General features: G+C 54.6%; 20 protein-coding genes. 7 read left to right on the forward strand and 13 right to left on the reverse strand.

Going from position 1 to position 24,769, the window contains the following annotated elements; all coding sequences use genetic code 11:
- Positions 1-386: 386 nt before the first annotated feature.
- The 5 genes from OQH67_RS01185 to OQH67_RS01205 form a co-directional block, all read right to left on the reverse strand.
- Entirely contained in the window at positions 387-1,373 is a 987-nt protein-coding gene (locus tag OQH67_RS01185; protein WP_215437402.1) for an aldo/keto reductase, read from the reverse strand.
- A 24-nt stretch (positions 1,374-1,397) separates the two neighbouring features.
- Entirely contained in the window at positions 1,398-2,135 is a 738-nt protein-coding gene (locus OQH67_RS01190; RefSeq protein ID WP_215437399.1) for a lipoyl protein ligase domain-containing protein, read from the reverse strand.
- 98 nt (positions 2,136-2,233) lie between these two features.
- On the reverse strand, positions 2,234-3,304 hold the full coding sequence (locus OQH67_RS01195) for a PulJ/GspJ family protein (protein ID WP_215437396.1): 1,071 nt from the start codon (positions 3,302-3,304) through the stop codon (positions 2,234-2,236).
- A 27-nt stretch (positions 3,305-3,331) separates the two neighbouring features.
- Positions 3,332-4,135 carry a prepilin-type N-terminal cleavage/methylation domain-containing protein gene (locus OQH67_RS01200; protein WP_130082961.1) on the reverse strand — a complete coding sequence of 268 codons (804 nt, stop codon included), beginning with the start codon at positions 4,133-4,135 and terminating at the stop codon, positions 3,332-3,334.
- Between the two features lie 20 nt (positions 4,136-4,155).
- Positions 4,156-4,908: a prepilin-type N-terminal cleavage/methylation domain-containing protein gene (locus tag OQH67_RS01205; RefSeq protein ID WP_306511716.1), complete on the reverse strand. Its 753-nt coding sequence runs from the start codon at positions 4,906-4,908 to the stop codon at positions 4,156-4,158.
- Positions 4,909-5,635: 727 nt separating this feature from the next.
- Between OQH67_RS01205 and OQH67_RS01210 the strand changes: the two genes are divergently transcribed.
- Together OQH67_RS01210 and OQH67_RS01215 are read left to right on the forward strand one after the other, a co-directional pair.
- Entirely contained in the window at positions 5,636-6,595 is a 960-nt protein-coding gene (locus OQH67_RS01210; RefSeq protein WP_215437393.1) for a tyrosine-type recombinase/integrase, read from the forward strand.
- A gap of 37 nt (positions 6,596-6,632) precedes the next feature.
- Positions 6,633-7,904, forward strand: a complete 1,272-nt coding sequence (locus tag OQH67_RS01215) for a PLP-dependent aminotransferase family protein (RefSeq protein ID WP_215437877.1) — start codon at positions 6,633-6,635, stop codon at positions 7,902-7,904.
- Here OQH67_RS01215 and OQH67_RS01220 read toward each other — a convergent pair.
- Positions 7,890-10,037, reverse strand: a complete 2,148-nt coding sequence (locus OQH67_RS01220; RefSeq protein ID WP_215437875.1) for an AAA family ATPase — start codon at positions 10,035-10,037, stop codon at positions 7,890-7,892. The two genes, OQH67_RS01215 and OQH67_RS01220, sit on opposite strands and share 15 nt — an antisense overlap.
- Positions 10,038-10,462: 425 nt before the next feature.
- A complete protein-coding gene (locus OQH67_RS01225) occupies positions 10,463-11,476 on the reverse strand; it encodes an endonuclease/exonuclease/phosphatase family protein (protein ID WP_215437786.1) in 1,014 nt (337 codons plus the stop codon).
- 120 nt (positions 11,477-11,596) lie between these two features.
- Here OQH67_RS01225 and OQH67_RS01230 point away from each other — a divergent pair, with 120 nt between their 5' ends.
- Together OQH67_RS01230 and OQH67_RS01235 are read left to right on the forward strand one after the other, a co-directional pair.
- Positions 11,597-12,283, forward strand: a complete 687-nt coding sequence (locus OQH67_RS01230) for an RNA polymerase sigma factor (RefSeq protein WP_067571446.1) — start codon at positions 11,597-11,599, stop codon at positions 12,281-12,283.
- Between the two features lie 168 nt (positions 12,284-12,451).
- Positions 12,452-14,089 (forward strand): SpoIIE family protein phosphatase, encoded by a 1,638-nt coding sequence (locus OQH67_RS01235; protein WP_215437770.1) that lies wholly within the window; start codon positions 12,452-12,454, stop codon positions 14,087-14,089.
- On the opposite strand, the gene OQH67_RS01240 is transcribed toward OQH67_RS01235, so the two are convergent.
- Entirely contained in the window at positions 14,086-15,084 is a 999-nt protein-coding gene (locus tag OQH67_RS01240) for a WD40 repeat domain-containing protein (protein ID WP_215458820.1), read from the reverse strand. The genes OQH67_RS01235 and OQH67_RS01240 overlap by 4 nt on opposite strands.
- Before the next feature lie 55 nt (positions 15,085-15,139).
- Here OQH67_RS01240 and OQH67_RS01245 point away from each other — a divergent pair, with 55 nt between their 5' ends.
- On the forward strand, positions 15,140-15,502 hold the full coding sequence (locus OQH67_RS01245) for a hypothetical protein (RefSeq protein ID WP_215458819.1): 363 nt from the start codon (positions 15,140-15,142) through the stop codon (positions 15,500-15,502).
- Positions 15,503-15,523: 21 nt separating this feature from the next.
- Here the strand turns inward: OQH67_RS01245 and OQH67_RS01250 are convergent, their stop codons facing one another.
- From OQH67_RS01250 to OQH67_RS01270, 5 genes are all read right to left on the reverse strand, one after another.
- On the reverse strand, positions 15,524-16,774 hold the full coding sequence (locus tag OQH67_RS01250) for an MFS transporter (protein ID WP_215437763.1): 1,251 nt from the start codon (positions 16,772-16,774) through the stop codon (positions 15,524-15,526).
- Positions 16,775-16,866: 92 nt separating this feature from the next.
- Positions 16,867-18,807 carry a M60 family metallopeptidase gene (locus OQH67_RS01255; RefSeq protein WP_215437760.1) on the reverse strand — a complete coding sequence of 647 codons (1,941 nt, stop codon included), beginning with the start codon at positions 18,805-18,807 and terminating at the stop codon, positions 16,867-16,869.
- A gap of 116 nt (positions 18,808-18,923) precedes the next feature.
- Entirely contained in the window at positions 18,924-19,823 is a 900-nt protein-coding gene (locus OQH67_RS01260) for an HAD family hydrolase (RefSeq protein WP_215711586.1), read from the reverse strand.
- Between the two features lie 10 nt (positions 19,824-19,833).
- On the reverse strand, positions 19,834-21,243 hold the full coding sequence (locus tag OQH67_RS01265; RefSeq protein ID WP_215437743.1) for an OmpA family protein: 1,410 nt from the start codon (positions 21,241-21,243) through the stop codon (positions 19,834-19,836).
- Positions 21,244-21,289: 46 nt separating this feature from the next.
- Positions 21,290-22,402, reverse strand: coding sequence for an alpha/beta hydrolase family protein (locus OQH67_RS01270; protein ID WP_215437740.1), 1,113 nt, complete (start codon positions 22,400-22,402; stop codon positions 21,290-21,292).
- A gap of 277 nt (positions 22,403-22,679) precedes the next feature.
- Here OQH67_RS01270 and OQH67_RS01275 point away from each other — a divergent pair, with 277 nt between their 5' ends.
- Both OQH67_RS01275 and OQH67_RS01280 read left to right on the forward strand, forming a co-directional pair.
- Positions 22,680-24,071, forward strand: a complete 1,392-nt coding sequence (locus tag OQH67_RS01275) for an LptF/LptG family permease (RefSeq protein ID WP_067571430.1) — start codon at positions 22,680-22,682, stop codon at positions 24,069-24,071.
- Positions 24,058-24,753 carry an HAD family hydrolase gene (locus tag OQH67_RS01280; RefSeq protein ID WP_215437737.1) on the forward strand — a complete coding sequence of 232 codons (696 nt, stop codon included), beginning with the start codon at positions 24,058-24,060 and terminating at the stop codon, positions 24,751-24,753. The genes OQH67_RS01275 and OQH67_RS01280 overlap by 14 nt, the downstream gene beginning before the upstream one ends.
- The last annotated feature ends 16 nt before the right edge of the window (positions 24,754-24,769 follow it).

A 24,769-nucleotide genomic window follows, 5' to 3' on the forward strand; every position in this document is an offset into this window, starting at 1 on the left:
GGAAAATAGCACTCCCCCGGCTTTACTCCAAGAAAAAACCGCTGTCCGGGACGGAAAATTCACCTTCCTGCGGAAAGACCAGGACGGATGCGAAACCGGAAGGGAACAAGGAAGAAGCAAGTTCTGCGAGGATTAATCCAAAGCATGGCCTGCCTCCGTAAAAACTGTTTTTCCAAGCTTCCGCCGCTTCTGCTCCCAGGACGCGCAACCGGGCATGTCACCACCCTCCGATGTCGTCCGCGATGCGGCAAAATCCCTCCCTGCCGGGCGCAGGGAGGGTATTCCTGCCAGCCGCTTTCCGGGAACATTCCGCTCCACTGAGGCATTCTGTTCATCCCTCCCCCGGCAGGCAAAGCCCAAAACCGCGGGAGGAGAAGCCCCGTCCGTCAATCAGCCGTGCTGTCAATGACGGCCAGTTCCTCCGGAGAAAACCGCGTATTCTTCAACGCACCCAGGCAATCCCTGATCTGGGCGGGGCGGCTGGCCCCGATAAGGGCGGTGGTCACGGCCGGCTCCCTCAATACCCAGGCCAGGGCCATCTGCGCCAGGCTCTGGCCGCGATCCTGCGCCAGGGCTGCCAGGCGGCGGACTCTGTCCCCATGATGCAGCACGCGTTCTTCCGTCAGGAAGACGGAAGCCCCCGCCGCGCGGGAATCTGCGGGAATTCCCTCCAGATAACGGTTCGTCAGCATCCCCTGAGCCAAGGGTGAAAACGCCACGCAGCCGAGCCCTTCCTCCCGGATGGCGGCGAAAACTCCCGCCTCCGGCTCCCGGTTGAACATATTGTACCGGAGCTGGTGCACCAGGCATGGCACGCGGGCTTCCCGGAGCATGGCGCAGATCTGCCTGGTCTGTTCCGCCGGAAATTTGGAAATGCCGGCATACAGGGCCTTTCCGGACTGGACCGCCGTCACGAGAGCCCCCGCCGTCTCTTCCAGCGGAGTTTCCGGATCATGCCGGTGCGCGTAAAAAATATCCACATAATCCAGCTTCATCCGGGAAAGGGACTGATTCAGGCTGGCAAGCATGTGCTTGCGGGAGCCCCAGTCCCCGTACGGTCCCTCCCACATCAAATGCCCCGCCTTGGTCGCAATCACCAATTCGTCGCGGTAACGGGACAAATCCTGCATGAAAATACGCCCGAAACACTCTTCCGCGGAACCGGGGGGCGGCCCGTAATTATTTGCCAGGTCAAAATAGGTAATGCCGGAATCAAAAGCGCCGTGAACAAGACGGCGCGCGTTCTCGTAATCGGACTCCGCGCCGAAATTGTGCCACAGCCCCAGCGACACGGGGGGCAGCAGCAATCCCGACCGCCCGCAGCGGCGGTAATCGGTACCGGCATAACGTTCCGGATCAGGCAAATAACTCATGGTCTTTCAATTCAATGGGATTAATCAGGAATGCGCGGAACGGCCGTGACGAACGCCGTTTCTCCACTCTTCAGTGGAATACTTGGATGAAAGCAGTTCCGCCACACGGGCGGCCATGCCGGGGAAAAGGGAGGAATCCGTACGCAGCATATGCGTATCCGCCAGACGGGAGGCAAGCATCACGTCCCAGCCGTCAGGCAGGCGGCAATTCTGGATGCTGCCCTGGTGGAGGACGCCGTCGCGCACGCGCCTCTGGCCCCCGCCCGCCAGTTTTTCCCCGGAAGGCAATACCAGGTCACTGGTCACGGGGCTGGAAAAACAGGCGCGGCCTCCATCGGGCGCGTCCCCGGCCAGCATCACGCACTCCACGCCGCAATCCTTCAGCACGCGGGCCAGCGCCCCGTGAATCCACCGGTACAAGGTGGCGCTTGAAGGGCGCCCCTGCCCGTCTCTGCGGTGCATGGCCAGGGTAAAGGGAATATCCTGCCGGTGATCCACAATGCCGCCGCCCGTCCAGCGGCGGACAAAATGCAACTCCTCTCCGGGGAAAATCCTCCGGGCCGTGCCCTCCTCGTCAAAATAGCCGAACGTCACGGCCGGCTCCCCCCACCGGTATATCCGCAGAACGGGGAATTCCCCCCACTCCAGCAGGGCCTCATCCACAGCCATGGCTTCCGCTGCGCTTCTAGCCACGGGATCGCGCCAAAGAATCAGCTCCGGCAGCGGAGGCAAATTGCCCACAACATCTGCAAATCCCGGCATAGATCGGAAACAGGGTTAACAACAAGGTAGGGAATGCCGCTCCGGAAAAGGCGGGGCACCGTGAAAACAGGCGGCCGCCGACTGTTCCGGACTTGGGCCTAATGGCTCAGCGGAAGGGAAACGCGCTGCGTAAAGGATCGGGTATAACGTTCGAAAAACTCCTCCGGGGAGGGAGCGGGACGCCCCTTGCGTATCTGGTCCACCAGGGCCATGCCTTCATCCGTCACCACCGTCATGGAAATGGTCACTCCGGTGACGCGGCCCGACTTCAAATCGTCAATATTCATCCCGCTGCCGATCACGTCCAGCCGGTTGCCGTACACGTCCATCTGGGAGCAGGACCCCAGGCGGTTGGCGCCTGTCGTCATGACGGGAATCAGGACGGACGCCCTCTGCGTCGCATCCTTGTCGGACTTGTTGCTGCCGGAACTGCCGATCTTCTTCTGGTAATCTACCTCAAAAATGAGGGTCATTTCCACCACATTCTCCACCAGGAAATTGGCGGGAATGGTTTCATCCTGCTGGAAGCGGGAATAGGCGGCCCAGAGGTCCTCCTTGCCCAGAAGCTCCCGCACGGTATCCTCCGCACTCACCAGATTGCGGTACAGGGCATATACGGGAAACCCGTCCGACTCGGACGTGGCGTCCCGGTCCAGAATCTGGTCACGGTAAAGCAGCTTGTAGCCCACGCAATTCACGTCGCCGATGATGCGGTCGTTCCTCATGTCCATGCTGGACTTGGCCGGATTGCGGTCCGTGGGCGTGGTAAAGAAAATCAACTGGGAGGCATTCGTAATCTTGGCTCCTTCCGGTCCCATGGTCATCATATTGACGCGGGACTCTGCGGCGGAAGGCCTGCGGCCCCTGCCCTGGGAGGAAGAGGCGGTCCGGGCGCCACGGCCGGCAAGATCGCTGTCCCTCTGCACGAGCATCCATTCAAAGGGGTTTCCGGGGCGGAACTGCATGCTCTCAAAATCCTTGGTCATGGTATCCATCGCCGTACGGGCGAGCGTCGTCGTCCGCACGTCCTGAAGCACCCATCTCCAGATATCCACACCGCGGGACGTCAGCGCCACGATCACAAGCACAAGAATCGTCGTGATCGTCATGGCCGCCAGCAGCTCAATCAGAGTAAACGCACCGGATTTGATTTTGGCAAATGTCTTCATGATTCTTTCAGTATCTTGATGATGCGGTTAACGGCGGAAAGCAAGATTGCGCGTGAACACCGGCGTCTTCAAATTCTCCCACGTTGTATTCTGCAAACGTTCCGGGTCCGTATTCAGCAATTGGAAAAATTCCGCCTGGTACAGCACTTCCGCACCCCAGGGCAGATTCAGGCCGCCGCCCCCCTTCTCCGCCGTGTACACGTACTGGGACGGGTCCGTAATGATCCGGCCGCGGTTGTAGGGGTTGGAAATCACGGCGTACTTGGGAGCCAGCTTGTAGCCGTAGGCGTTGGAATCCATGCGCTCCACCACCAGCTGGGTCATGCGCACCGCGAACACGGGCCCTACCAGGGCCTTGAAATCATTCCAGCGGTCCTTGTTGTTCGCCAGGCATACGCCCGTAACCACGGCGGAATTCTTGCCGGGAATGCTGCCGCCGTCCTCCAGCCAGGGCTGGGGCGTGCCGTCCTTGCGCACGGGCTTGGACAAATCCGCCCGGTAATTGTACACCAGAATGGTGGTGGCGGGCTTTGCCGTAAACTGCATCCAGTAAAAAGCCTTGTCAAAGGCGGAAACATACCTGCCGGGGGAAGACTTCTTTGCATTGCCCGCCGCCCGTTCCGAATTGCGGAGCTCTCCAAGCTCCGCCGTCAGGGCATGGACAATGCGGTCCGCCTCACGAATGGTCAGGGCGGCCTGGACCGTTCTCCTGGCCGGGATGAACATGGCCATAAACACCACGATCAGCACCCCGACCACGCCGATGGCAAGCACCACCTCTGTCAGGGTAAACCCTTTGGAACGAACCTGTTTCATACGATTGGTCAACATGGTAATAAAATCCTGTAAAATTATTGGGGAATCACCTGCTCATCCGTCCTCAGGCGGCTTATATTGCCCTTGGGATAAATCACGATGCCGCCGGCCAGCCCCGGCTTGCCGTCCGTCATGGGGGAGGGGCGTTCTTCCTTGCCGTCCCCGGCAGAACCGGAAACCACTACCAGGCGGGTGGGAGCATTCGGCTGGGACATGCGGCCCTCCTCGTCAAACTCGATGAAATAAATATCGGTCAGGCCGTTGCCGGGCAGATTGACGGTATCCTGTCCGTCCCGGCTGGAAAAGCTCTTGTACGTGCTTTTGGCCCTGGACTTGCCCGAACCTTCCAGCAGGGTGCTGTAGGTGGGGCTGATATAAAATCCGGCGGGAAGCGTCTGCAGGCGGTTGACAAGGTGCCACTTGCCGGTGCGCGTATTCTTGGACATCACGCCCAGGGTGCGCATGTTCCGGCTCGCGTCGTCGGGGGTGCTGACAATAATCAGGCGGCTCCAGGTTCCCTTGCCCATGGCATCCAGCCGGGCCTCCTGCACCATGCCGTCCACCATTTCAACAGCGGACTGGAGCCCCTGCGCCCGGCCGCCGCCTCTCAGCATGCTGGCGGCAAGAGCCATCATGGCAACCATGATGGTAATGACGACGATCAATTCCACCAGGGTAAACCCTTTTCCCCCTGCGGAAAAACGAAAATGTGCAGCTCTGGAATGTGCGGAAAAATTTCTCATACAGGTCATGCAGGATTGAACAACGATTTTTGGCATGCTACCCATTTCACACGGCCACGGCAATCATTTTTTGAGAAACGGGGAGGCCGAAAATGTCCGCACTCCAATAAAATTCCACAGGGTATTCATCACCCGGTAACTCCTGCCGGCATCATCCGTCCGGAAAAACAACATTTCCGGCTGGGTCAATCCCCACAATCCAAGGGGGATAGGAAGGAAAGTTCTCCGATATCCCCTAATGCGGCCTCTCCGGAAGTTCCCCTATCCTTTCATGCCACTGTCTTCCCGTAAAAAACCGGGATAAAGGAAATCAGGCCGGAAAAAATTACAAACTTACTCAGCGGTGCCGAGGGAACCCTCCCTGAAACTTCCTTTTTCCTTTCCTGCAATCGGATGGAAGCAACGTCTTCCCTTACGGCAACAACAGTTTAAAAAAGTTAATTTACCCAACTCTCTTCCGGACAAGAAGGCAGCCTTTCATCCATCGGAAAACGCAGAACAGGGAAAATAAACTCAGCAGGATGTGGACCAAGGGCCTCATGCCTCCTTTGCTCCATGAAAAATCGGCTTGCGGGAAAAAGTAAAAATCCGCCCGCCATTTTCTTTTTCGTCCTACTCATGAAAACCGCTCCTCCCCGACTTCTCAGGCCACCCTTTTCCCTTTATTTCCCGTTTTTTTACTGCGCCTGTCCCATGGCCCGAACCTCCCTGCCTGATTCAGGCACAAAAAGGGCCTTGCACCCGTACGGCACTCTCACTATTCCGTTCCGTCATGCCAAACACATCACACTCGCCGCTATTGGAAAAAACCATCGAACGATTCCTGTTCCATTCCCAATATGAAAAAAACCTCAGCGAAAAGACCCTGAAAGCCTACGCAACCGACTTGCGGCAATTCGCCGGCTTCATGATTGATCAAAGATCGGTTTACTCCCTGCCTTCCATCTCCGCGGAAGACTTGAAGCAATACGTCAAATCGCTGTCATGCTTCCAGCCCAAAACCATGAAAAGAAAAATGGCCACGCTCAAAGCCATGCTGAACTTCATTGAAATGGAAGACGACGACTTCATCAACCCCATGCGGAAGCTCAAAATCAACATCAAGGTCCCCTTCCTGCTCCCTCCCGTGATGGACTCCATGGAAGTAACGTCCATCCTGACGACACTTTACCGGGAAAAAAACGCCTGTTCCGGCAAAACGGGACATCACTATCAGGAAATCATCCGCAACATTGCGGTAGTAGAACTCTTATTCGGCACCGGCATCCGGGTATCGGAACTATGTGCCCTGCGCCTTTCCTCCGTAAACCTCGCTAACGGCTTCATCAAAGTCTATGGAAAAGGCGGCAAGGAGCGTGTCATTCAAATATGCCAGGAGGCTATTCTTGAAGCCCTCCGGGAATACCAGCGCCTGTGTCTGTCCTCATCGCGGCCAAACACATGCTTCTTCATCAACCGAAGGGGCCATAACCTCTCCTCCCAGTCGGTAAGAATCATGGTCAAAAAACTGGCCTTGAAATCCGGCATCCTCAAACCCGTAACGCCCCACACATTCCGCCATACCTTCGCCACCCTCCTCTTGGAAGAAGGTGTAGACATCAAATACATCCAAACCATTCTCGGCCACAGCTCACTCGCCACCACCCAAATCTACACCCACGTCAGCACCGCCAAACAAAAAGTCATTCTTCAAAATTTTCATCCAAGGAGAAGGTTAAGAATCTTCTCCTAAAGAGTGATAACTATTTATTATCCAGAGAAATTAACAAATGAATGGTAATTTAGAAGAGTTTCAGAAAATTTGTCAGGAACTACAGTATGAAGAAAAGCGCCTTCTACCTTTGTGTGCAGCGGAAAACGCCATATCGCCGTTCGGAAAAATTCCGTTAGATTCCTTTATTCAGGAGAAATACATTATGGGAGGTATTATCAGGCTGGAGACCGAACATAATTTCATGGAAGCGGAACATTTATTTAAGTTCTACAGTCTCCTCAATCGACAATGTTTTGACTTATTCCAAAGTAATTATTCAGATGCAAGGACATTATCAGGTGTCAATGCCGTTATGATCCTCCTGATGAGTCTCTTTCAACCGGGTAGTACTTTGCTTATATCATCGGAAGATAGTGGAGGTCATGGTTCCATGCCTCTTATATGCCATCGGCTTGGTATAAAATTTATATATGCGCCGTTTGATTATGAGATAATGGACTTTGACTATGAAAAAATTAAAGCATTACGTAAAAAGGAAAAAATTGACGGTATGCTTATATGTCCATCTGACATTTTGTTTCAACCATCTTTGCAAAATCTGGAAGTATCAGAAGATTTTATAATTATTTACGATGCAACTCAAACTTTAGGTTTAATATCTGGAAAATCCAATTCCAATCCCTTCCATTTTTTCAGCAATGAAGTTCCATTTGTTTTAATGGGAGCCACTCACAAAACGCTTCCCGGGCCGACTAGCGGATTAATCATGACGAATAATCAGAAACTGATGAATCTCATTGATACAAAAATTAATCCAGATTATCTACGAAATGTGCAATTTCATCAGATTCTTAGTCTCATTCTTGTTCTTATCGAGATGGAAATGTTTGGTGAACAATATAGTAAGCAAATTATAAACAATGCCAACAAACTAGGGCGTTATCTTGAGAAACTGGGAGTGCAAGTAATTCGAGCCCGCAATGATTTGTATACAGACACTCATCAAATATTTATATCCATGAAAGAAAATGAGATAACAAGATTTCTTCACAGAAGCCAATCACATAGGATAAGTTTAAACGGAAGGTATAAAAGGCTCTATCGCGATTCAGGAATACGGATAGGAGTTCAGCAAATTACGCGTCATGGTTGGGAGGAAGATGAATTTGAGCAACTTGCTGATGTTTTTTATCAGCTCACGCAGGATACATACAACTATGACGAAGTAGAAAGAAAACTTAATATCTTGCGTTCAAAGAAAGATGTCCATTATACTTTTTCCGAGCAAACGTATCATGATGTCTTCAACTGCTTACATGACGGTTAATTTAACTGGTCCTCCATGTTGAGCGGCGTGCGCCAAGTCGGCATATTGCATTTTTTCCCAATATCTAGTTTGATTTTGATCAATTTCCCCGCCTCGAAGCAGATTCTCGACATAACATGCACAAGCATAGTTTATTGATAGTACGTGGTTGTGAGCTTCATCGGATAAATCAGTCATTATTTTTTGTACTTCATTTAATTGTTCACTCTGGATGATGTCATGGAACTGGTGTAATGTTAAAATTTTACCTAGCTGGGACATTGTCCGCAGATTGAGATCACCGTTTTCATCAGCAAATGCAATAGCCTGATTATAAAGGGAAAGAATTTCATTTTTTACTTTTCGATTCTGGTTTTCTGCGGCATAAGATTTTATTCGTAAAAGTTCAGCTTTTTCAAAGTATAAATCATAAATAATTCTGTACTGAGTTTTTTCTAGACTGCGCAAAGCATTATTTACAATAGTAAGAGCAGATTCTATGTCTTGAAGTTTCTTCAGTGTGTAAATCGCCCGATGCCGTTGCGCATGCATTATGACGGGAGATTCTCCAATCTCTTTGGCAAGCGTGTCTATCCTGTTAAATGATGCCTCGTAATCGAATGACGTATCCCAGAATAGATAGATAGCGATACGCGAGTAGAGAATTTTCATTTGCAACTCAAGATTTTGTATATTAGTGTTCTTATCCAAGCCTCTAAGAATATTATCAGCCAAAAGCAAGTCGCTTCCCTGATGCTTTAATATGTGAGCCTTTAAATATAAAAGCTTGGCCTCTTGTATTTGGTTCTTGAAAACCTTGGGGAGATGTTGCAGAAAAGCGTCGATTTCGCTTATGGCAAAAGAAAACCGATTGCTTAGATGATGCAAATCGATAATGAGAAATAGCATATCAAAATCTTCTGCATTCATATTTTCTGTGGGTCTCAAAGTTGGCAGAGCAGAATCTATTTCCTCCAAACGAGCTAATTCCGAGTATGCCCTTCGGTATTGTCCCAGTTGCAACAAGGAGTTTAAATAACAGTAATTAAAATATTGATTATTCGAATGGCTTTCTTTAAGTGACGAATTGAGATAACCGATTTGCTCATATTGCCACAGACGTTCGAGAAATAAATACTGTTTGCCGTCCAAAAGATTTTTTAGAATTTCGCGACCAGTTTCTTCTGAAAAATGAGTGTCGCTTAACATCAATAAAGAAACATTCAACGTACCATCAAAAATATTTTCCAGATGTTCATGCGAATTTTTAATCATTTCCACAGCTTGATTTTTGTTGCAGCATTTACGACAGGATTCTGCTACCAAATCATTCATCCGTATATTTCCATCTCTTGTATCATTTTCTCGATATATCAATGAAGAATCGAGGACTGCACATACATGGTGAGGTGTGCTATCAGGGATAATATCGTATATTTTCCGTTCAGGAAGCGAGTCAACTCCCATAAGCTTTAAGTAAGCCATTAACATCACGATCTTTTTTGACTCATTACTGAAAAAAGAGTATTGCTGCCATATTATTTCATCAATAGTTTCAATATTAGAAAGATTTAGAGCCCTATTTTGATGTTCCAAATCTATTAATATGCGTACATAGGTTGGAATGCCGCTTGACAAACGAAGAATCTTTTCAGGATCAGTTATTGAAATGTTGTAAACTTTTTCCAACTCATGCAAATGGAGGCACCCAAATATATCTGGTTTCAAATTTCCATATAACGTGATAGTTTGGCTGTATACTAGTGATTCTATTGTAATTCCAATAATGATAGAGATGTTTTTGGATGAATTTGTCAGTATTTCAGCAAACTTGTCAGCATCTCTTTTCCTGTTTCTATCAATGCCATCCAGGATAAATACGATTTTGGGGTAACGAGATGCTTGATCAAGATATGCAGCCAGGGATGCAGCTGTTCCAATTTTTTCATCGGGGGGGATCCCTATCATTTCAAGACACTTATGTAATATAGAAGAATCTTTGCCTTCTATTTCCACGTAGTACACTGTTGTGCATATTTTTTTCTTTGCCAAGTCATTGGCAAGGCGAAGAAGTAATAGTGTTTTTCCTATTCCTTTCTTGCCGGTAACATAAAAAATCCTGCGTCGCTCGCTACTATCTTTGATGAATTGCATAAGCGTACGGCGTTCATTTTCACGGTCGACAAAAAAATTGTCGCAGTAACATTTTGTTGAAGACAAAACGACGGGATATTTAAATATAGTTAGAATTGATAACGATATAACCAACCCCGAGGCGAAGAGTTTCCAAGAATCGGTGTGTATAACTCCTAATATTACGAGTATGGTAACGACGGGGATCACTCCGCATATGTAAAACCAAGCCAATCTGTGCAGCCAGAGGGCGCGAGTCTTTTTTGTTTGGTTGCGCATATCTACAATCTATAATAAATAGTTATCAATTGTTCGAAGTAGTATAACCGTCTACCTCCAATTAATCTAATATATCAATAATTTACCCATATTCAACATTATTCACAATCTAACATATTGTGAAATATCCTGAATAACTCTATGCGAATGAGTATCCTGGAATATATCTATCTCAACTCCACCCATATGCCGCGGTGGTCGCTGGCCTGGCGGGAGGGGGGAGTGTCGATGACACCCATGGGGGGCTTGCGGCCGAGGCGTTTTTTCAGGGTGTTGTTGATAAAGATGTGGTCAAAGGAATGGTAGGTGTCGCCGTCTTCGTAATAGATGGTCCACGTTTCTCCGCGGGAATCCCGGGGTTTCAGACGGTTCAGGCGGGAATCCGTTTTCGCCGGACCCTGGATGACCTGCACGGAACTGTCGGCAGGACCGTCATTGAAGTCCCCGTATAACAACAGGGGCATGCCGTCCTGGGAGGCCATGACGCCGTTCAGGTAGTCGCGCAGGGCATAAGCTTCCCTTCTGCGGGTCTCCTCCGCGGAGCCGTCGCGGCTCAGCCGGGATTTCAAATGAACGCCTATCAGACGGAACTGGCGGGAATCCGGCATTTTTACGGTGGCGTCCAGAATACCTCGGAGCATCGTTTTACGCCGCTTGGGTTCTCCCGATACGGGCATATCCGTCACGGAGCGGTTGCTGACAATGGGGTACTTCGACAACAGGGCGAGTCCACGGTCTTCACCGTCCCGCATGACCAGCACCTTGTGCGGCAACTGCACGCCCTTTCTTTTCAACCGCATTTGCAGGTCGTTCACGGCGGCTTCCCCGCCCATCTCGGACAGGCCCACGATTTCCGCGCCGGATTGCCTGACGAGCTCCGCTATGGCCTCCCGCGCTTCCACGGGCTTGTACTTCACTTGAAAATTGCTTCTCCGCGGGTCTTCCGGCACAAAATAGTTGCCCGCATTCATAGTCAGCATCCTGACGGGCTCCCCCTTCTCCGGAAGGGTGATCTTTTCCGGCGCCATTCCCTGCTCCGCCGCCTGCCGGGACGCGGGTACGGCTTCCATCGTGTCCGGAAGCAGTTTCCATTCCGACAGGCCGTAGCCTATCAGCGCGCACAGCACAATCAGGGCCGCGATTACCGAAGATCCCCTGCTCCTGGACGTTTTCCTGACCATATCCGTTTCCCTGAAAGAATTTTTACCGCAAAAGCGTAGTGAATGAATAACACCGCCGTGAAAATTCCGCTCCCATTACTCGGCTTTCACTTCACTTTCATCCGTAATTCATGATAAAACATGAATGTGCCTCCATTGCAACCCAAGAACGAGTCCCAGCCTGACGAGAATACGCTTTCCCAGTATGCGGAGCATACCAGGAAAAGCCTGATTGCCCGTCTGGAAAATTGGGAAGACCAGCGCACCTGGGATGAATTTTACCGCACGTACTGGCGGCTCATTTACTCCGTGGCGCTGAAGGCCGGATTAAGGGAGGACGAAGCCTGGGACGTGGTGCAGGAGACCATTCTTTCCATCGCCAAGCAGAGCAAGAAGAACATCTACAACCCGGAACAGGGCTCTTTCAAGCTCTGGCTCTGGAACATGACCCGCTGGCGCATCAACGACCAATTCCGCAAACGGAAAAAGGACACGGCCATGCTGATGAATCCTGACGCCGGCGAATCCCAGGAACACCCTATCGACAAGATTCCGGACGAAGGCAAGAACAACTTCGACCAGGTATGGGAGCGGGAATGGCAGAACAACCTTCTGCAGGCCGCGCTGGAACGCGTCAAGGCCAAGGTGTCCCCCAAGCAGTTCCAGATTTTCGACTACTACGTGCTGAGGGAATGGGATGCGGCCAAGGTCCGCAGGCAGCTTGGCGTCACCATCGCCCAGGTGTACCTTGCCAAGCACCGCGTGGGCAGTGTTCTGAAAAAGGAGCTGCAATTCCTCCAATCCCAGGAGGAAGAACACCGGAAATAGCATTTTCCGCAACGTTCAACATTTTGCGGTCCCGGAAGATTTCAGGAAAGCCGTCCGGAAACCTCTCGGCATGTCTTTTCCGGGCCGTCCCTCCGGCCGGGATGAGATTCCTTTATTTTGTCTCTTGCCAAGGGTGCTGTTTTGTCGTTAGATTAGCGGCAACTGCATATGCCGCCCTCACGCAACAGACATTCCGCCCAGAAGGTGTTCACCTGGGACAAGATCAAGATGGCCCTGTCGGCGGCGGAAGAGGGATTCTACATCTGGAATATCAAGACGGGCGTCATCCACTACACGGACCGCTGCCTGACCATGATGGGGGCCAGCCGCAAGGAAAAGGCCCCCAATATTTTCACCCAGCCGGAACTCACCATCCATGAGGAGGACCAGGCCTTTTTCTCCCAGGAGGTGCGCCGGTACCTAGACGGGCATTCCCACATGCCCATGCGCATCGAAATCCGGATGAAAAAGCTCAACTCCAAAAGCTGGAGCTGGGTCCGGGTCAACGGCATCGCGCGCCGGGACAAGCAGCGCCGCCCCGTCATGCTCATAGGCGTCTGGGTCAACATCACCAGGCGCAAGACGGCGGAACTGCGCGCCGCGGAGGACCGGGACCTGTTCCATACCCTGATTGAACACATTCCGGACAGCATTTATTTCAAGAACCGGGAATCGCGCTTCGTTCTGGCCAACTCGGCCACGGCCAACAAGCTGGGCGTCCCCACTCCGGCGGACCTGACCGGACGGACGGACGCCTATTTCTTTGACAAAACCATGTCCGACATTTCCCGGAACGAGGAACTGGACATCATGAAGACCGGCCGCCCCATCCGCGCCCGGCTCCATCATGAAACATGGCTGCACAGGGACGATACCTGGAGCCAGATCAGCAAATTCCCGTGGTATGGCCGCAACGGGGACCTCAAGGGAATCGTGGGCATTTCCAGCGACGTCACCAAACTGGTCAAGACGGAGATCAAGGCGAGGGAAACGGCCCGCATCCTGGAAGAACGGAACAAGTCCCTGGAAAAGGAAATCGACCTGGCCCGTGAAATCCAGTTCGCCCTGCTCCCCTACGAGCTCCCCTCCCGTTCCCGCACGGAACGCGGAGTGACCCGGAAGGCGGACTTCCACCACATCTTCACCCCTTCCGAAGGGGTGGCGGGCGACTGGTTCGACGCCTTCCCCGTAGGCGACTCCGGCGTAGGGGCCATCGTCTGCGACGTGATGGGGCACGGCATCCGCGCCGCCCTGATCGCCTCCATGCTCCGGGGCCTGATGGAACAGCTTTCCCACCTGGCGGACAATCCCGCCGCATTCCTCACTTCCCTCAACCACCAGCTTTCCAAAATACTGCAAAGGGCCAACACCACCATGTTCGCCTCCGCCGTTTATATTTACCTGGACCTGGAAACGGGCGTCATGACCGCCTCCACGGCGGGCCACCCGCATCCCATCGTGCTGGGGCCGGACGGAATCGCACGCAAGATGCCCCTGCCCCGCGGCATCGCCATGGGCCTGCTGGATGACGCCGCCTACCAGAATGCCCAGTTTCCCCTCCTTCCGGGTTCACGCATCCTGATGTACACGGACGGCCTGACAGAAGCCGCCAACGCGGAAGGCGAAGAGATGGGAGTGGAACGCCTGATTGATTACTTCAACAATTCCACGGCCAAGACTACCAAGGATTTCGTGCATCAGGCCCTTACCTGCGTAGCCAAATTCACGGGCTGCACCAACCAGGCGGACGACATCTGCATGCTGGGCATCAGCTATTCCGAGCATGAGGAAGAAACCGGGCATTAATTGCCGGACTCTCCGTTTCCGGATATTTTCCAAACCCTCACATTCTCGCCGTCCAGCCAGGCGATCATGGAATCGTCCGCGGAAAAAGCCAGGATTTTTCCCGGAGCTTTCATGGGCGTCCCCGAGGCGAAAGAGACAACTCCTTCAGGCGCCTTGTTTCCACCATGGAAATGCAAATATTTTTCCCCCGGAGAAATCTCCATGTAGAAAATGAAGGGAAACCAGTACACGACATCCCCGGAGGCCCTCTTTTTCCCAATATCCCAGATCAACACTGCCGGTTCGTAATTATACATGGAGCATCCGGAAAACTGCGCCATCACAGCATAACGCCCGTCCCGGGTCACATAAAAAATATCCGGCGGATTATTTAATTCAAAGTCCGCATTCCTCTTCGTACTAAGAGGATTTTCCAATTTTCCTGAAGCTTCCTTCAATTGGCTGCGCATGGTGGAAACGGGCAAATCCACCTTCCGCATTACCTTGTTTTCGGGATCAAAGCATATTCTGGAAAATGGTTTGACGATGCCGAACAGGGAGCCCCAGGAAGAAATCGTCTGCCGGTCTGCCACCCCGGTTTTCTCCAGAATCCGACGATACTCCAGATCATATATTTCCGCACATTCTCCCACCCTGTCTGCTACAAACACTGCCGAACCGTCTTTACTGAACCGGACGACATCCACGGAAGCGCCTTTTCTTCCTCCCGGTTTCTTCCAGAGTTCTTTTCCCAGCAACAAATCCCAGACGGCTACATACCCGTTATGATCAAAAAACGCTGCCTTGCCTCCGTCCGGGGAATACGTGAAAAACTTCCCCTTCTCCGATACGGGACGAAATGACGGACTGATGCCTTCCTCCGTCACTTCATGTACCGTCCAGCCCTTTACACTTCTCCTCCCTAAAAGCAGGGAACCATCCGGACTCAGCAAACCCTGGAAAACCGCTTGCCTTTTATAAGGCCCCTGCGTCTTTCCAAGAAGAGTTCCCGCCACGGCATCCCACACGGTATAAAAATAACCATTCTGCCCCCTGCCCGTTTCCGCCAGAATGCGTGATCCATCGCCGGAAAAAGAAAAACTGTTCCATAAGGAAGGCTCGTCCCATAAAGGGGGGCGCACCAAATCCGCGACTTTCTTTCCCGAAGGAATGGCCCACAGGGAAGGCACGCCCTTTCCTCAAACCAGCAGGCGGCTCCCATCAGGGGAAAAAATGGCACTCCCCGCTCCCTGTTTTCCCGCAGGAATGGAACACACTTGCTGTCCCTGCAGCGGCGCAGGTTCCGGAAGGGGCAACTCTGCACCGGACAGCCCGCAGCAGGCGATGCCGGCAGCAAGGAACTTCATGAAAAAAAAGCTTTCATTATCAACATCTAACAAAACGGAAAAATGTTGGCAATTCATTTTTCAATAACAATGGATAACCCATAATCCTTCATGGTCCTTCCGGGCAGTCATCCGGGGTAAACCTGAAATTGCGCCAGAAAGGCACGCTGAGCATCCAGATGGAGAACAGGGCTTCCAGCCCTCCGGCCATGATAATCGTCGCTTGGACTCCCAGGGAATCCACCACGGCCCCCCAGCCCATGGCGGCCAACGGCTGCACTCCGATCGTGACGATGCTGAAAAGCCCCAGAATGGCGGATTTCCTTTCCGGAGGCGCCAGAAGCTGAACGGCGGAAGAAGAGGTAACAAACAGCGTGGAGGTAGCCAGGCCCGCAAAAAAGAAGCACAGGGCCTGCACCTCCACCACGTTGACAATGCCGGCTACGCAAAGGGCGCTCCCCATCCACAGGGTGCCGGAAGAAAGCTTGGCCCCCACCCTGTCGCTTTTGCGCGCAAAGGGCATTACCAGCAGGATGCTGACCATGGCTCCGGCCCCCACCGCTCCCAGTATCAGTCCGGTATTGCGGGGATTCCCGTGCATCAGGGCCGGAACAATCTGGTAGAGGGACTGCCCGCAAATATTCTGGATCAGGGCGCTGAGCATGATGAACAGCAGGCTGCGGGTGGACAATACCGCCTTGAGACCGGAAACCTTTCTGCCGGAACCGCGCTGCTTTTTCGGCGCGGCGGTGTCGGAAATGCGGCCTTTCAGGGAAACCAGGCAGCCGATCAGCGGAAGACTGGCCAGGACATTGCCGCCGAAAGCGGTGGCCGCCCCCCATTCCGCAATGATATAGCCTGCCAAAGCCGGGCCCACCGCCCTGCACGTATTGAATACCAGGGAATACATCCCCACCGCCTCCTGGAGCTGCTTCCGGGGGATCAGGTCCCCCACAAACGCCTGCTGCGTGGGAAAACCCACCGTCTGGTTGATGCCCATGACCAGCCCCGCCGCATACAAATGCCACAATTGCAGGGCATCCAGAAACGTCAGAAGAAACAGGACCGCCGCCACCAGCCATTGCACGGATTGCACGGCAATCAGCAGCTTGCGGCGGTCAAAGCGGTCGCCCAGTCCGGCCAGCAGCATGCCTCCCAAAAAGAAGGGCAGCGCATTCAGGGCGGCCAGTAAACCCACCGCCGTGGCGGAACCGCCGGAAATGCTGTAAACCAGAATCCCCATGGCTGTAACCTGCAGCCACATTCCGATCAGGGCGCACGCCTGCCCGGACCAGAAAATTTGCAGGTTCTTCACCTGAAGGGGCTTGAAAAAGCCCAGCCAGTCATTCAGCCATTTCATTCAACCCCGGCATCCTAATCCGCGCCGCCGGAACCGTCCAGACGCGAGTATGGCACCGGGGAGAAGCCCGTTTCCAGGCCATTTCCCCTCTTCTATTCATCCCGCGTATAACAGGCGGGATAATCGCCGGAAGGCAGCCAGACAGGCAGGTTTTTCATTTTGGCCCTGGCGTGTTCGGAAACGGGCATGCGCCAGATTTCAAAGAAGGGTCCCATGTTCTTTCCCGTCACCTTGGAAAAGGCGGACATCACCCATTCCCATTTCTTTTCATCGCTTAACTTGCCATTGTCGTAAGGCTTGTCATGGTATTGCAGGGCCACCTGCCGGAAGGCGTCAAACCCCAGATGGTACATCAGCTCCACCCAGAAGAAGAGCTGCACCTTGTTGGGAGCGTCCCTGTAAGTCTGGCTTCCGGTAAAATATTTCTTCAGTTCGGAGCTCATGCCGTACGGCCCCATGCCCCCTCCCCAGCAGGACTCGTAACTCTTGCCCGTCCCCATCACTTCACAGAGCATGGAGAAAATGTTGACGGAAACTTCCGTCTGCCCCTCCATCGTGAACGGAGGCGCCTGATGGTTGTGCCCCAGTTCATGCCAAAGCCCCCAGCTTCCGGAATTGACGATGGCGCCGCTGGCGATTGAATTCGTCCAGTCGGTCGTCGCCATGGCGGGATAGCCGGAGTGCCCGGCCCCCGCGGAAATCTGCCTGTCCACGACAAAGCGCATGGGATGATGAAGGCGGTCCGGCTTGGTATCCCACCCCATGATCCAATCCTGGAGCGCCATGTTCTTTTGCAGGAATTCCGCCACCTTCTGAACGTCGGGGCAGCGTTTCAACTGCTCCACCGGCATGGTCATCACCAGGCGCGGCATGCGGATTTCCCCCCACGGGGCCTTGCAATTTTCCAACTGAGCCGCCCACTGTTCCGGAGTGGTCACCCCCAGAATAAAGAGAGGCGCCGGAGTGGCTCCGGAAATCTGCACCTTGAAGATCCGTCCCCTCTTGGAACGCTTGCCCACGTTCACATACACCAGGCCGCCCATCGGATTCACCAGCTTCACGCGCCCCCGGTCCGCCGGAACCTGTACCGTTATTTCCGGAACCCTTCTCCAGGCATCCAGCTTGTGCAGGCTGTCCGTATGGCACCCGATGCGGATTCCGAGAGAACTCTCCTTGGGCGCCCCGGACAGGGAACATGAAATTTCCGCTCCCGGCGGGGCATACAGACCCGTGCTGTGCCAGCCCGTGATGTTGGAATCTATCTCCACCGTGCGCCTCACAAGCGAAGCGCCGTCCTCCGGAGCTCCGGGAAAATCCTTTGCCGCCGAGCAGGCCTTCAGGGAGGAAGGCTTGTCGTCCTTCCAGGAACGGCACCTTTCCAGCAGGTCATCCATGCGCTTGTCATCCGTCCCTCTTTTCCACGGTGTACTTCCGGAAGGGAATTCCTCCATGCCTGCCAATTTTTCAGCCTTGTCCCATGACCATGTTTCCAGAGGCTTGTCGGCATCCATCGGTATTTCATCCTTGCAGACGGTGGCGTACACGGAAAGATCCGGCATGGGATTCTTGACGGGCTGCGGAAAGCGCCCCTCGGGTTCCGGCTCTTCCTCCTCGTCGGGTTCTTCCTGCCGGCGCTCCTGTTCCTCCCGCTCACGGCGTTCCAGCTCTTCCCTCCTCCTCTTTTCCGCTTCCTCCCGCTTGGCCTGCTCCTGAAGCTTTTGCGCCGCCTCCTGTTCCAGGGCCTCCTTCTTCTTTCTCGCTTCCTCCCTGGCCAGTTCGGCGGCTTCCCGCTCCTTCTCCCGGCGTTCCCTTATTTCCTTTTCCCGCTGCTTTCTCTGTTTTTCAGCGGCGGCCTTCATGGCTTTTTCCTTTGCCTGGCGTTCAGCGGTCAACTCCTGCGCCACCCTTTTCTTTTCCTGATTGTCCTGATACAGATAATACCCGGCTCCGGCGCCGCAAATCAACAGCAGCACCAGGAACCATCCTACGGCAGAGCCCCTGCCTGCCTTGCGGGCCAACGAAGAAACATGCATGAAATTAGAAATAAAGATTTACATTATTTCTGCATGGGAAAAGGACCTTGTCAACAGGATTCTTTCCGTCCCTTGCACAATATAATGCGCCGCTTCCCAATCCCCGGCAAAGAAGCTCATTCGGCAAGCGGTTCATCCGCACCTCGTTTCCGTTCCGCTGCCTTCAAGACATCCGTCCGCATGCCGAAATGCGGAAGGGCTCCGTTCACCAGGCCGTCCAGCACTCCCATGGTTCGCGCTTTTGGACTGATGTAGCCGTGGCCGGAAGCGACCATGGCCTTCACTTCATCCGCCGCATTGGACGGACAGCAACGGAACGCTTCCGGCAAATTCCTCATGGCGTCCAGGTCATTGTGCCCGTCGCCGAAAATGGCCGCATGAGCATGAGGGATGCCGAACCGGGACGCTACAAAAGCCAGAGCCGTTCCCTTGTTGTAATCCCGGTGGCTGAAACGCAGGTAAGGCCCCGCCCTCTGCGTGACGATTTCCTCGTAAGGGGCCACCGTTCCATGAATCACGCCGGACACGGCATCCAGCCCCCGCGCATCGTTCACCACCAGGGAAAAGGCGTCATGCTGCTGCCTCTGGAGCTCCAGCCCGGAAAACTGCTTTTCCAGATGCTCCATCAACTCCTCCAGCATGCGGCCATACCGGCTGAACAGGGAATCATGGGCAACCGCACATGCATCGTTCCAGCACACGCCGGGCATCAGGCGGCCTTCCGCATCCGCCAGATGGACGTTGCGTTCCATGGTCACGGTAAAATCCGGGGCAAACGCTTCCGGATCATCCTGAAACATGTCCATCAGGCCCTCCCTCAGATAAACCGGGTCACGTCCCGTATTGATGCCCCAAAGCACGCCATAGCGCGCCCGGAGCGCACGCATGAGGCGGAAAAAACTGCGGCGCTCCCCGGCAGGACCGCCCAGGGTGAACAGAGTATCGTCAAAATCGAACGAAAAAAGGTACCGGGACTCTCCGGGCAGCGGAAGTGCCCGGATCGGAAGAAAACGCATCAATTCCATCTCAGGCCAGTCCTCCCTTCATTCCCACAGCGCCGCTCGCTTCCACCACGGGTTCCGCCAGCGGAATGTCGTCTTCCACCGGTTCGGCATTGGGAATATCCTCCTCCACCGGTTCCGCGGACGGGATGGTTTCAGGCACGGGCTCTGCCACGGGAATCCGTTCCTTCTGCGGCTGGGGGCTTGCCGGAGGCTTCACGGCAGGAGCGGCAGGAGCAGCAGGACGGGCGGGCGGAGAGGAAACGGCGGGATTGCCTTCCGCCGCAGCGGGAAGCTTCGCTTTGGCCCCCACGCCCGCACGCACCTGGCGGGCGATGGGCGTGTTCATGTCCACGGCATGAGTGACGGGAAGACTGCCGGCAGGAATCTCCTCTCCCGGCTTGCGCATGTGGATTTCCACGCGCCGGTTGGCGGCCTGCGCATTCTGGTCCCCCTTGGTGGACACCACGGGGCGGGAAGCCCCGCAAGCCCTGATGTACAGCCTGCATTCCCCGTTGGGCCGCGTCAGTGAAATGCCGTTATCTAGCAGCCACTGGCGCACCGCGTTCGCCCGCATGAGGGAAAGCACGGCGTTATATTCCTCGGAGCCGAAACTGTCCGTGTGCCCCTCCACAATGAAAATCGTGTCCGGATTCTTCATCATCAGCCCCGCAAGCTGGAGCATGCTGAGACGGGCGGAATTCTTCATCACCGCCTTGTTGTACTCAAACAGGAGATCCGCCCCCAGCCTGCTGTACCCGCTGTCCTTCCCCAGATTGGACTGGGCCATCAGCTGGGCCAGGGACTTGCTGCCGTCCGGCAAATGGGAATCGTCCTGGCCGCCTGCGCCCTTCAGCTTGTTATTGTACCATTCATCCGGATTGACCATCTCCGGCTCCGCCGTCTTGACGGTCGCCGGACTGGCGGAAGGCTTCAGCGCTTCCGGAGGGGAAAGCTCCGGAAGCCCCTGGGCAATGGATTTCATGTCCACCAGGGGCATTTGGGGGGAGAGGGATTCCGGAGGGGACGGAGAGACGGGATCAGCGGAAAAACTGGTTTCTCCCGGTGCAATCACCACCTGTTCCGGAAGCATGTCCTCCAAATCGGGCAGTTCCGGAGGGGGCAGTTCCTTGATCTGCTCAACCACCGGCATTTCAGGAATTTCCGTCACGTCCGGAGCCGGACGGTCGTCCGCCTTCAGAACGATTTTCTCAGGAAGCGGCTTTGAAGCCGGCTCCTCCGCGACAGTCTTGTGGACATGAATCCCCAGGTCGAACCAGCTCAGAACAATAAATCCGAGATAATGCACCAGCAGCGCCGCCAGAACGCCACCCACGGCCACAGCCGCCAAATGGCGCGGCGCAGGCAGAATGAAACGGCTGCGCCTGCGGCGGTTTTCGCGGAGTTCTCCGCTGTTGTCCTGATATTCACTCACGGGATATTCACTATGCTGCACCATGAAACAAAACGGGGAGCACGGCTCATCTGCCGGACGGCGCCGCAGCCGTCACGGGAAAACGGTAGAATTCATTCATCAACACCCTGGGCATGGGCATGCGGGTATTGTCATGAATCCACTCCGCAATGCCAGCCTGCAGCTCGTCATCCCCATCATACACGTTCACTTTATAGTTTTTCTCAAATTTCTCACCCTTCTTTCCTTCAATGACATGGAGGAAGGTCCGCTCCTTCGTTCCGTAGGGCTCCCCTTCCCGGATGGATTCATAAAGCTGCTTCTTGTCGTCCTTCAGGGAATCGTAAATGCTCAAGGAATCTTCCAGGGTGGAAAAAAAATACTGGTTGGTGCAGACGACCATGGCCGGATAATCCAGCTTCAGGGCATAATCCACCGGAGCCACGTCAAACGTGCTGAAATCCGCGCGCCACGCCACCCCGGCATCCATGAGCCAGAAAGCGGGATAGCACAACGGTTTCCCCCACTCCTGCTCCATCTCCCGCATCGCCACCGTCTTCAAGGAGGGGAAGCAGTCCATGGACACCATGCAGCGGATGCGGGGGTCTTCGGAAGCGGCCTTCAACAGCACGGCCGCCCCGAAACCCTGCCCCACGGCGGCCACGGGCGGCAAACCTCCCGTTTTCTCTCCCACGGTGTCAAGCAGGGCGGTAACGTCGGCATACTCCTTCAATCCGTACGTGCAGTATGGCCGCGCATTGTCCCTGCCGCGGGGATTCCAGACCAGGCAGGAATATCCGGCTCCGGTCAGGCCTTCCGCCAGGGGGAGGGAACCCTGCACGCCGTTGTCCCAGGAAGTACAGATCACCACCAGTTCCGGCTTTTCATCCAGATGCGGCATGTTGCCCCGCAGCTTCAGGGCGTCCCTCACTCGGTTCTGGCGCGGCGTCAGCGCGCCGGACAGGCGGGGGCGCACCAGATAGCCGGAAATCGCCGTACCGTCGGCGGAAACGGCCTCCACAGGCTCCATAATCATGGACTCTCCGGAAGCGGGAACAGAACTTTCCGCCGCCCCCACCGGAACCAGCAGCGGCGTGGAGGCATACCAGGAAAACCACACCAGCCCGGCCACCGCAACAAGCACGAGCAGGAAGAATAGTTGAACAAGACGCTTGAACATGGAAAAGGAAGCACCCGGAAAATTGTTGACGGGAAAACTTTTATCCCATCCAGACTACGTTGACAACCACCAACTTCTATCGGGAGATTCCCGGGAACCCGCAAAATGCGGCATCTCCGGCATTTCCGGAGGCGTGCGTCCGCCCCGTGAACGCACCGGCAGCCACCGCTTCTCCTGCCGCCACAGGGGATTGAGCCGCTTTCCACAACTTCCGAAAGGGAAATAACGCTTTATTTCCCTTCCGTGATCTGGCATTCTTGGCACACACCTTTTTTTCATGGCAAACCCGGCACAACATCTCCGCCAATGGTTCACCTTCCTTGCCCTGCTTGTGCTGGGAGGCGTGGCGGCCTGGTTCCTGATGCCGCGGGAATGGTCCCAGATGCAATGGGAAATCCCAGGCACGCCGTCCGAATATCCTCTTGCACAGCTTCTGCGCCCCTGGCTGATCCTCCTCGGCTGCTTTCTCCCCGCCGCGGGCATGTTCCTCTACAACTGCTCCGGCATCATGGACAGGTATGTGGCGCGCACCTGGTTCACTGCATTCATGATGTGCACGGCCATCCTGACCCTGATTTACATCATCGGAGACTTCTCGGACAATGTGGGGAACCTGATGAATCTGGAATCCCCTCTGGAAGGGACTTTCCGCTTTTATCTGAGCCAGCTCCCCATGATCCTGAACCTCATCCTGCCCTACACGCTGCTGCTGGGCACGCTGTGGGCACTCACCAAGCTTTCCTCCTCCTCGGAAATCACCGGAATGCTGCAATCCGGCAGGTCCCTCCTCCGGATCAACTCCCCGGTCATCATCGGAGCCGTCTTCGCTGCCGTTTACTTCGGCATCTTCGGATTTCACTGGGCGCCGAATTCCACGCTGTACCGAAGACTCATGTTCTCCTCCCTGAGCCAGAACAACAATGACGACTCCCGGAGCATTATTTACAAGAATGACGCCGAATCCCGAATCTGGTACATCGGCGATCCGCCCGGCATAGACTCCCCGGGCGAACCCTTCAGGCAGGTGCGCGTAGAACAATTCGGCGCTCCGGGAAAAATGGAATACGAACTCTTCGCGGACGAAGCCTCCTGGGACCCTCATTCCAGAACGTGGACCTTCCTCCATGCCATCGAACGAGCTTATCCCCAGCAGCAGCCCCGGGAATCAAACGAAGTGCCCCTATTCTCCGGAGACGGGTATCAAACGCGGAAAAAACCTTATTCCGAAACTCCGTGGCAGCTCATCTCCCCCAATGTCCGGGTAGATACCCAGGGAACACCGGCCCTGCAGGAAATCATCAAGGCCGGATCCACCAATGCCAAGCAGCTCAGAAGTCTGGAAACGGAGTGGCACGTAAGAATTGCGCGCATGTTTTCCTGCATCATCCTGACGTTCATCGCCATTCCCTCCGCCATCACGTTCCAGAGGCGCTCCACGATGTCCGGCATAGGCATTGCTCTGTTCCTGGCGGCGGCCATGCTGTTCCTGTATGAATTCTTCCCCACCCTGGCATCCGCCGGGTACCTGCCTACCTGGCTGGGCGCCTGGATGCCCAACATCATTTACACCATCATTGCCATCCGACTGTTCCAGACCAGGCTGGCGCACAGAAGCTTCCTGGAAATGCTGAAAGGCCTGGAAAAAACGCCCGCCCATGACCACCCCTGACTCAATTCCTGAAGACCGTGCAAATGTGGAAAAAGCGCGGAACCTGCTGCGCCGGGCAAGCGCCGTAATCTTCGACTTCGACGGCCTGCTGGTGGACACGGAATACGCCATTTACGCTTCATGGCTGCGGGTATTTGACTCCTGCGGCCATCCCCTGCCCCTGGACCTCTTCAACCAGTGCCTGGGCAGCGGCTACACGCACTGGAACCCCGGCGACCATCTGGAAAAACTGACGGGGAGGACATTCGACTGGGACGAAATCAATGCGCTCCGCCAGAAGGAAATCGTACGCGATCTGGAACATGCCGGGCTGCTGCCCGGAGCCGGCGAACTCATCCGCAGCCTGGCGGAAAAAGGAATTCCCATGGCCGTGGCCTCCAGCTCCTCTCATCGCTGGGTGGACGGCTGGCTGAACAAGCTGGACATCATGCCCTACTTCAAAACCGTCGTCTGCCGGGACGACAATCTGCCCGTCAAGCCGGATCCCGCCCTGTTCCTCAGAGCGGCGGAAAATCTGGAGATACAACCCTCCCAGTGCCTGGTATTGGAAGACTCCCAGAACGGCACTACGGCGGCATTTCGTGCGGGCATGCCCGTCATTTCCATCCCGAACCGAGTGACGGTCCAGGCGGATTTTTCCCATGCAAGCGTCAAAATAGGTTCCCTGAAGGAACTCCTTTAACAGCGGGCCGGGGTAC

Source organism: Akkermansia biwaensis (assembly GCF_026072915.1).
Lineage (GTDB): Bacteria > Verrucomicrobiota > Verrucomicrobiia > Verrucomicrobiales > Akkermansiaceae > Akkermansia > Akkermansia biwaensis.

What these genes read in the sequence shown, in the direction of transcription:
- OQH67_RS01185 (WP_215437402.1), bottom strand. Translation starts at nt 1,373, where the DNA reads ATGAGTTATTTGCCTGATCCGGAACGTTATGCCGGTACCGATTACCGC.
- OQH67_RS01190 (WP_215437399.1), bottom strand. Translation starts at nt 2,135, where the DNA reads ATGCCGGGATTTGCAGATGTTGTGGGCAATTTGCCTCCGCTGCCGGAG.
- OQH67_RS01195 (WP_215437396.1), bottom strand. Translation starts at nt 3,304, where the DNA reads ATGAAGACATTTGCCAAAATCAAATCCGGTGCGTTTACTCTGATTGAG.
- OQH67_RS01200 (WP_130082961.1), bottom strand. Translation starts at nt 4,135, where the DNA reads ATGTTGACCAATCGTATGAAACAGGTTCGTTCCAAAGGGTTTACCCTG.
- OQH67_RS01205 (WP_306511716.1), bottom strand. Translation starts at nt 4,908, where the DNA reads ATGGGTAGCATGCCAAAAATCGTTGTTCAATCCTGCATGACCTGTATG.
- OQH67_RS01210 (WP_215437393.1), top strand. Translation starts at nt 5,636, where the DNA reads ATGCCAAACACATCACACTCGCCGCTATTGGAAAAAACCATCGAACGA.
- OQH67_RS01215 (WP_215437877.1), top strand. Translation starts at nt 6,633, where the DNA reads ATGAATGGTAATTTAGAAGAGTTTCAGAAAATTTGTCAGGAACTACAG.
- OQH67_RS01220 (WP_215437875.1), bottom strand. Translation starts at nt 10,037, where the DNA reads ATGCAATTCATCAAAGATAGTAGCGAGCGACGCAGGATTTTTTATGTT.
- OQH67_RS01225 (WP_215437786.1), bottom strand. Translation starts at nt 11,476, where the DNA reads ATGGTCAGGAAAACGTCCAGGAGCAGGGGATCTTCGGTAATCGCGGCC.
- OQH67_RS01230 (WP_067571446.1), top strand. Translation starts at nt 11,597, where the DNA reads ATGAATGTGCCTCCATTGCAACCCAAGAACGAGTCCCAGCCTGACGAG.
- OQH67_RS01235 (WP_215437770.1), top strand. Translation starts at nt 12,452, where the DNA reads ATGCCGCCCTCACGCAACAGACATTCCGCCCAGAAGGTGTTCACCTGG.
- OQH67_RS01245 (WP_215458819.1), top strand. Translation starts at nt 15,140, where the DNA reads ATGCGTGATCCATCGCCGGAAAAAGAAAAACTGTTCCATAAGGAAGGC.
- OQH67_RS01250 (WP_215437763.1), bottom strand. Translation starts at nt 16,774, where the DNA reads ATGAAATGGCTGAATGACTGGCTGGGCTTTTTCAAGCCCCTTCAGGTG.
- OQH67_RS01255 (WP_215437760.1), bottom strand. Translation starts at nt 18,807, where the DNA reads ATGCATGTTTCTTCGTTGGCCCGCAAGGCAGGCAGGGGCTCTGCCGTA.
- OQH67_RS01260 (WP_215711586.1), bottom strand. Translation starts at nt 19,823, where the DNA reads ATGCGTTTTCTTCCGATCCGGGCACTTCCGCTGCCCGGAGAGTCCCGG.
- OQH67_RS01270 (WP_215437740.1), bottom strand. Translation starts at nt 22,402, where the DNA reads ATGTTCAAGCGTCTTGTTCAACTATTCTTCCTGCTCGTGCTTGTTGCG.
- OQH67_RS01275 (WP_067571430.1), top strand. Translation starts at nt 22,680, where the DNA reads ATGGCAAACCCGGCACAACATCTCCGCCAATGGTTCACCTTCCTTGCC.
- OQH67_RS01280 (WP_215437737.1), top strand. Translation starts at nt 24,058, where the DNA reads ATGACCACCCCTGACTCAATTCCTGAAGACCGTGCAAATGTGGAAAAA.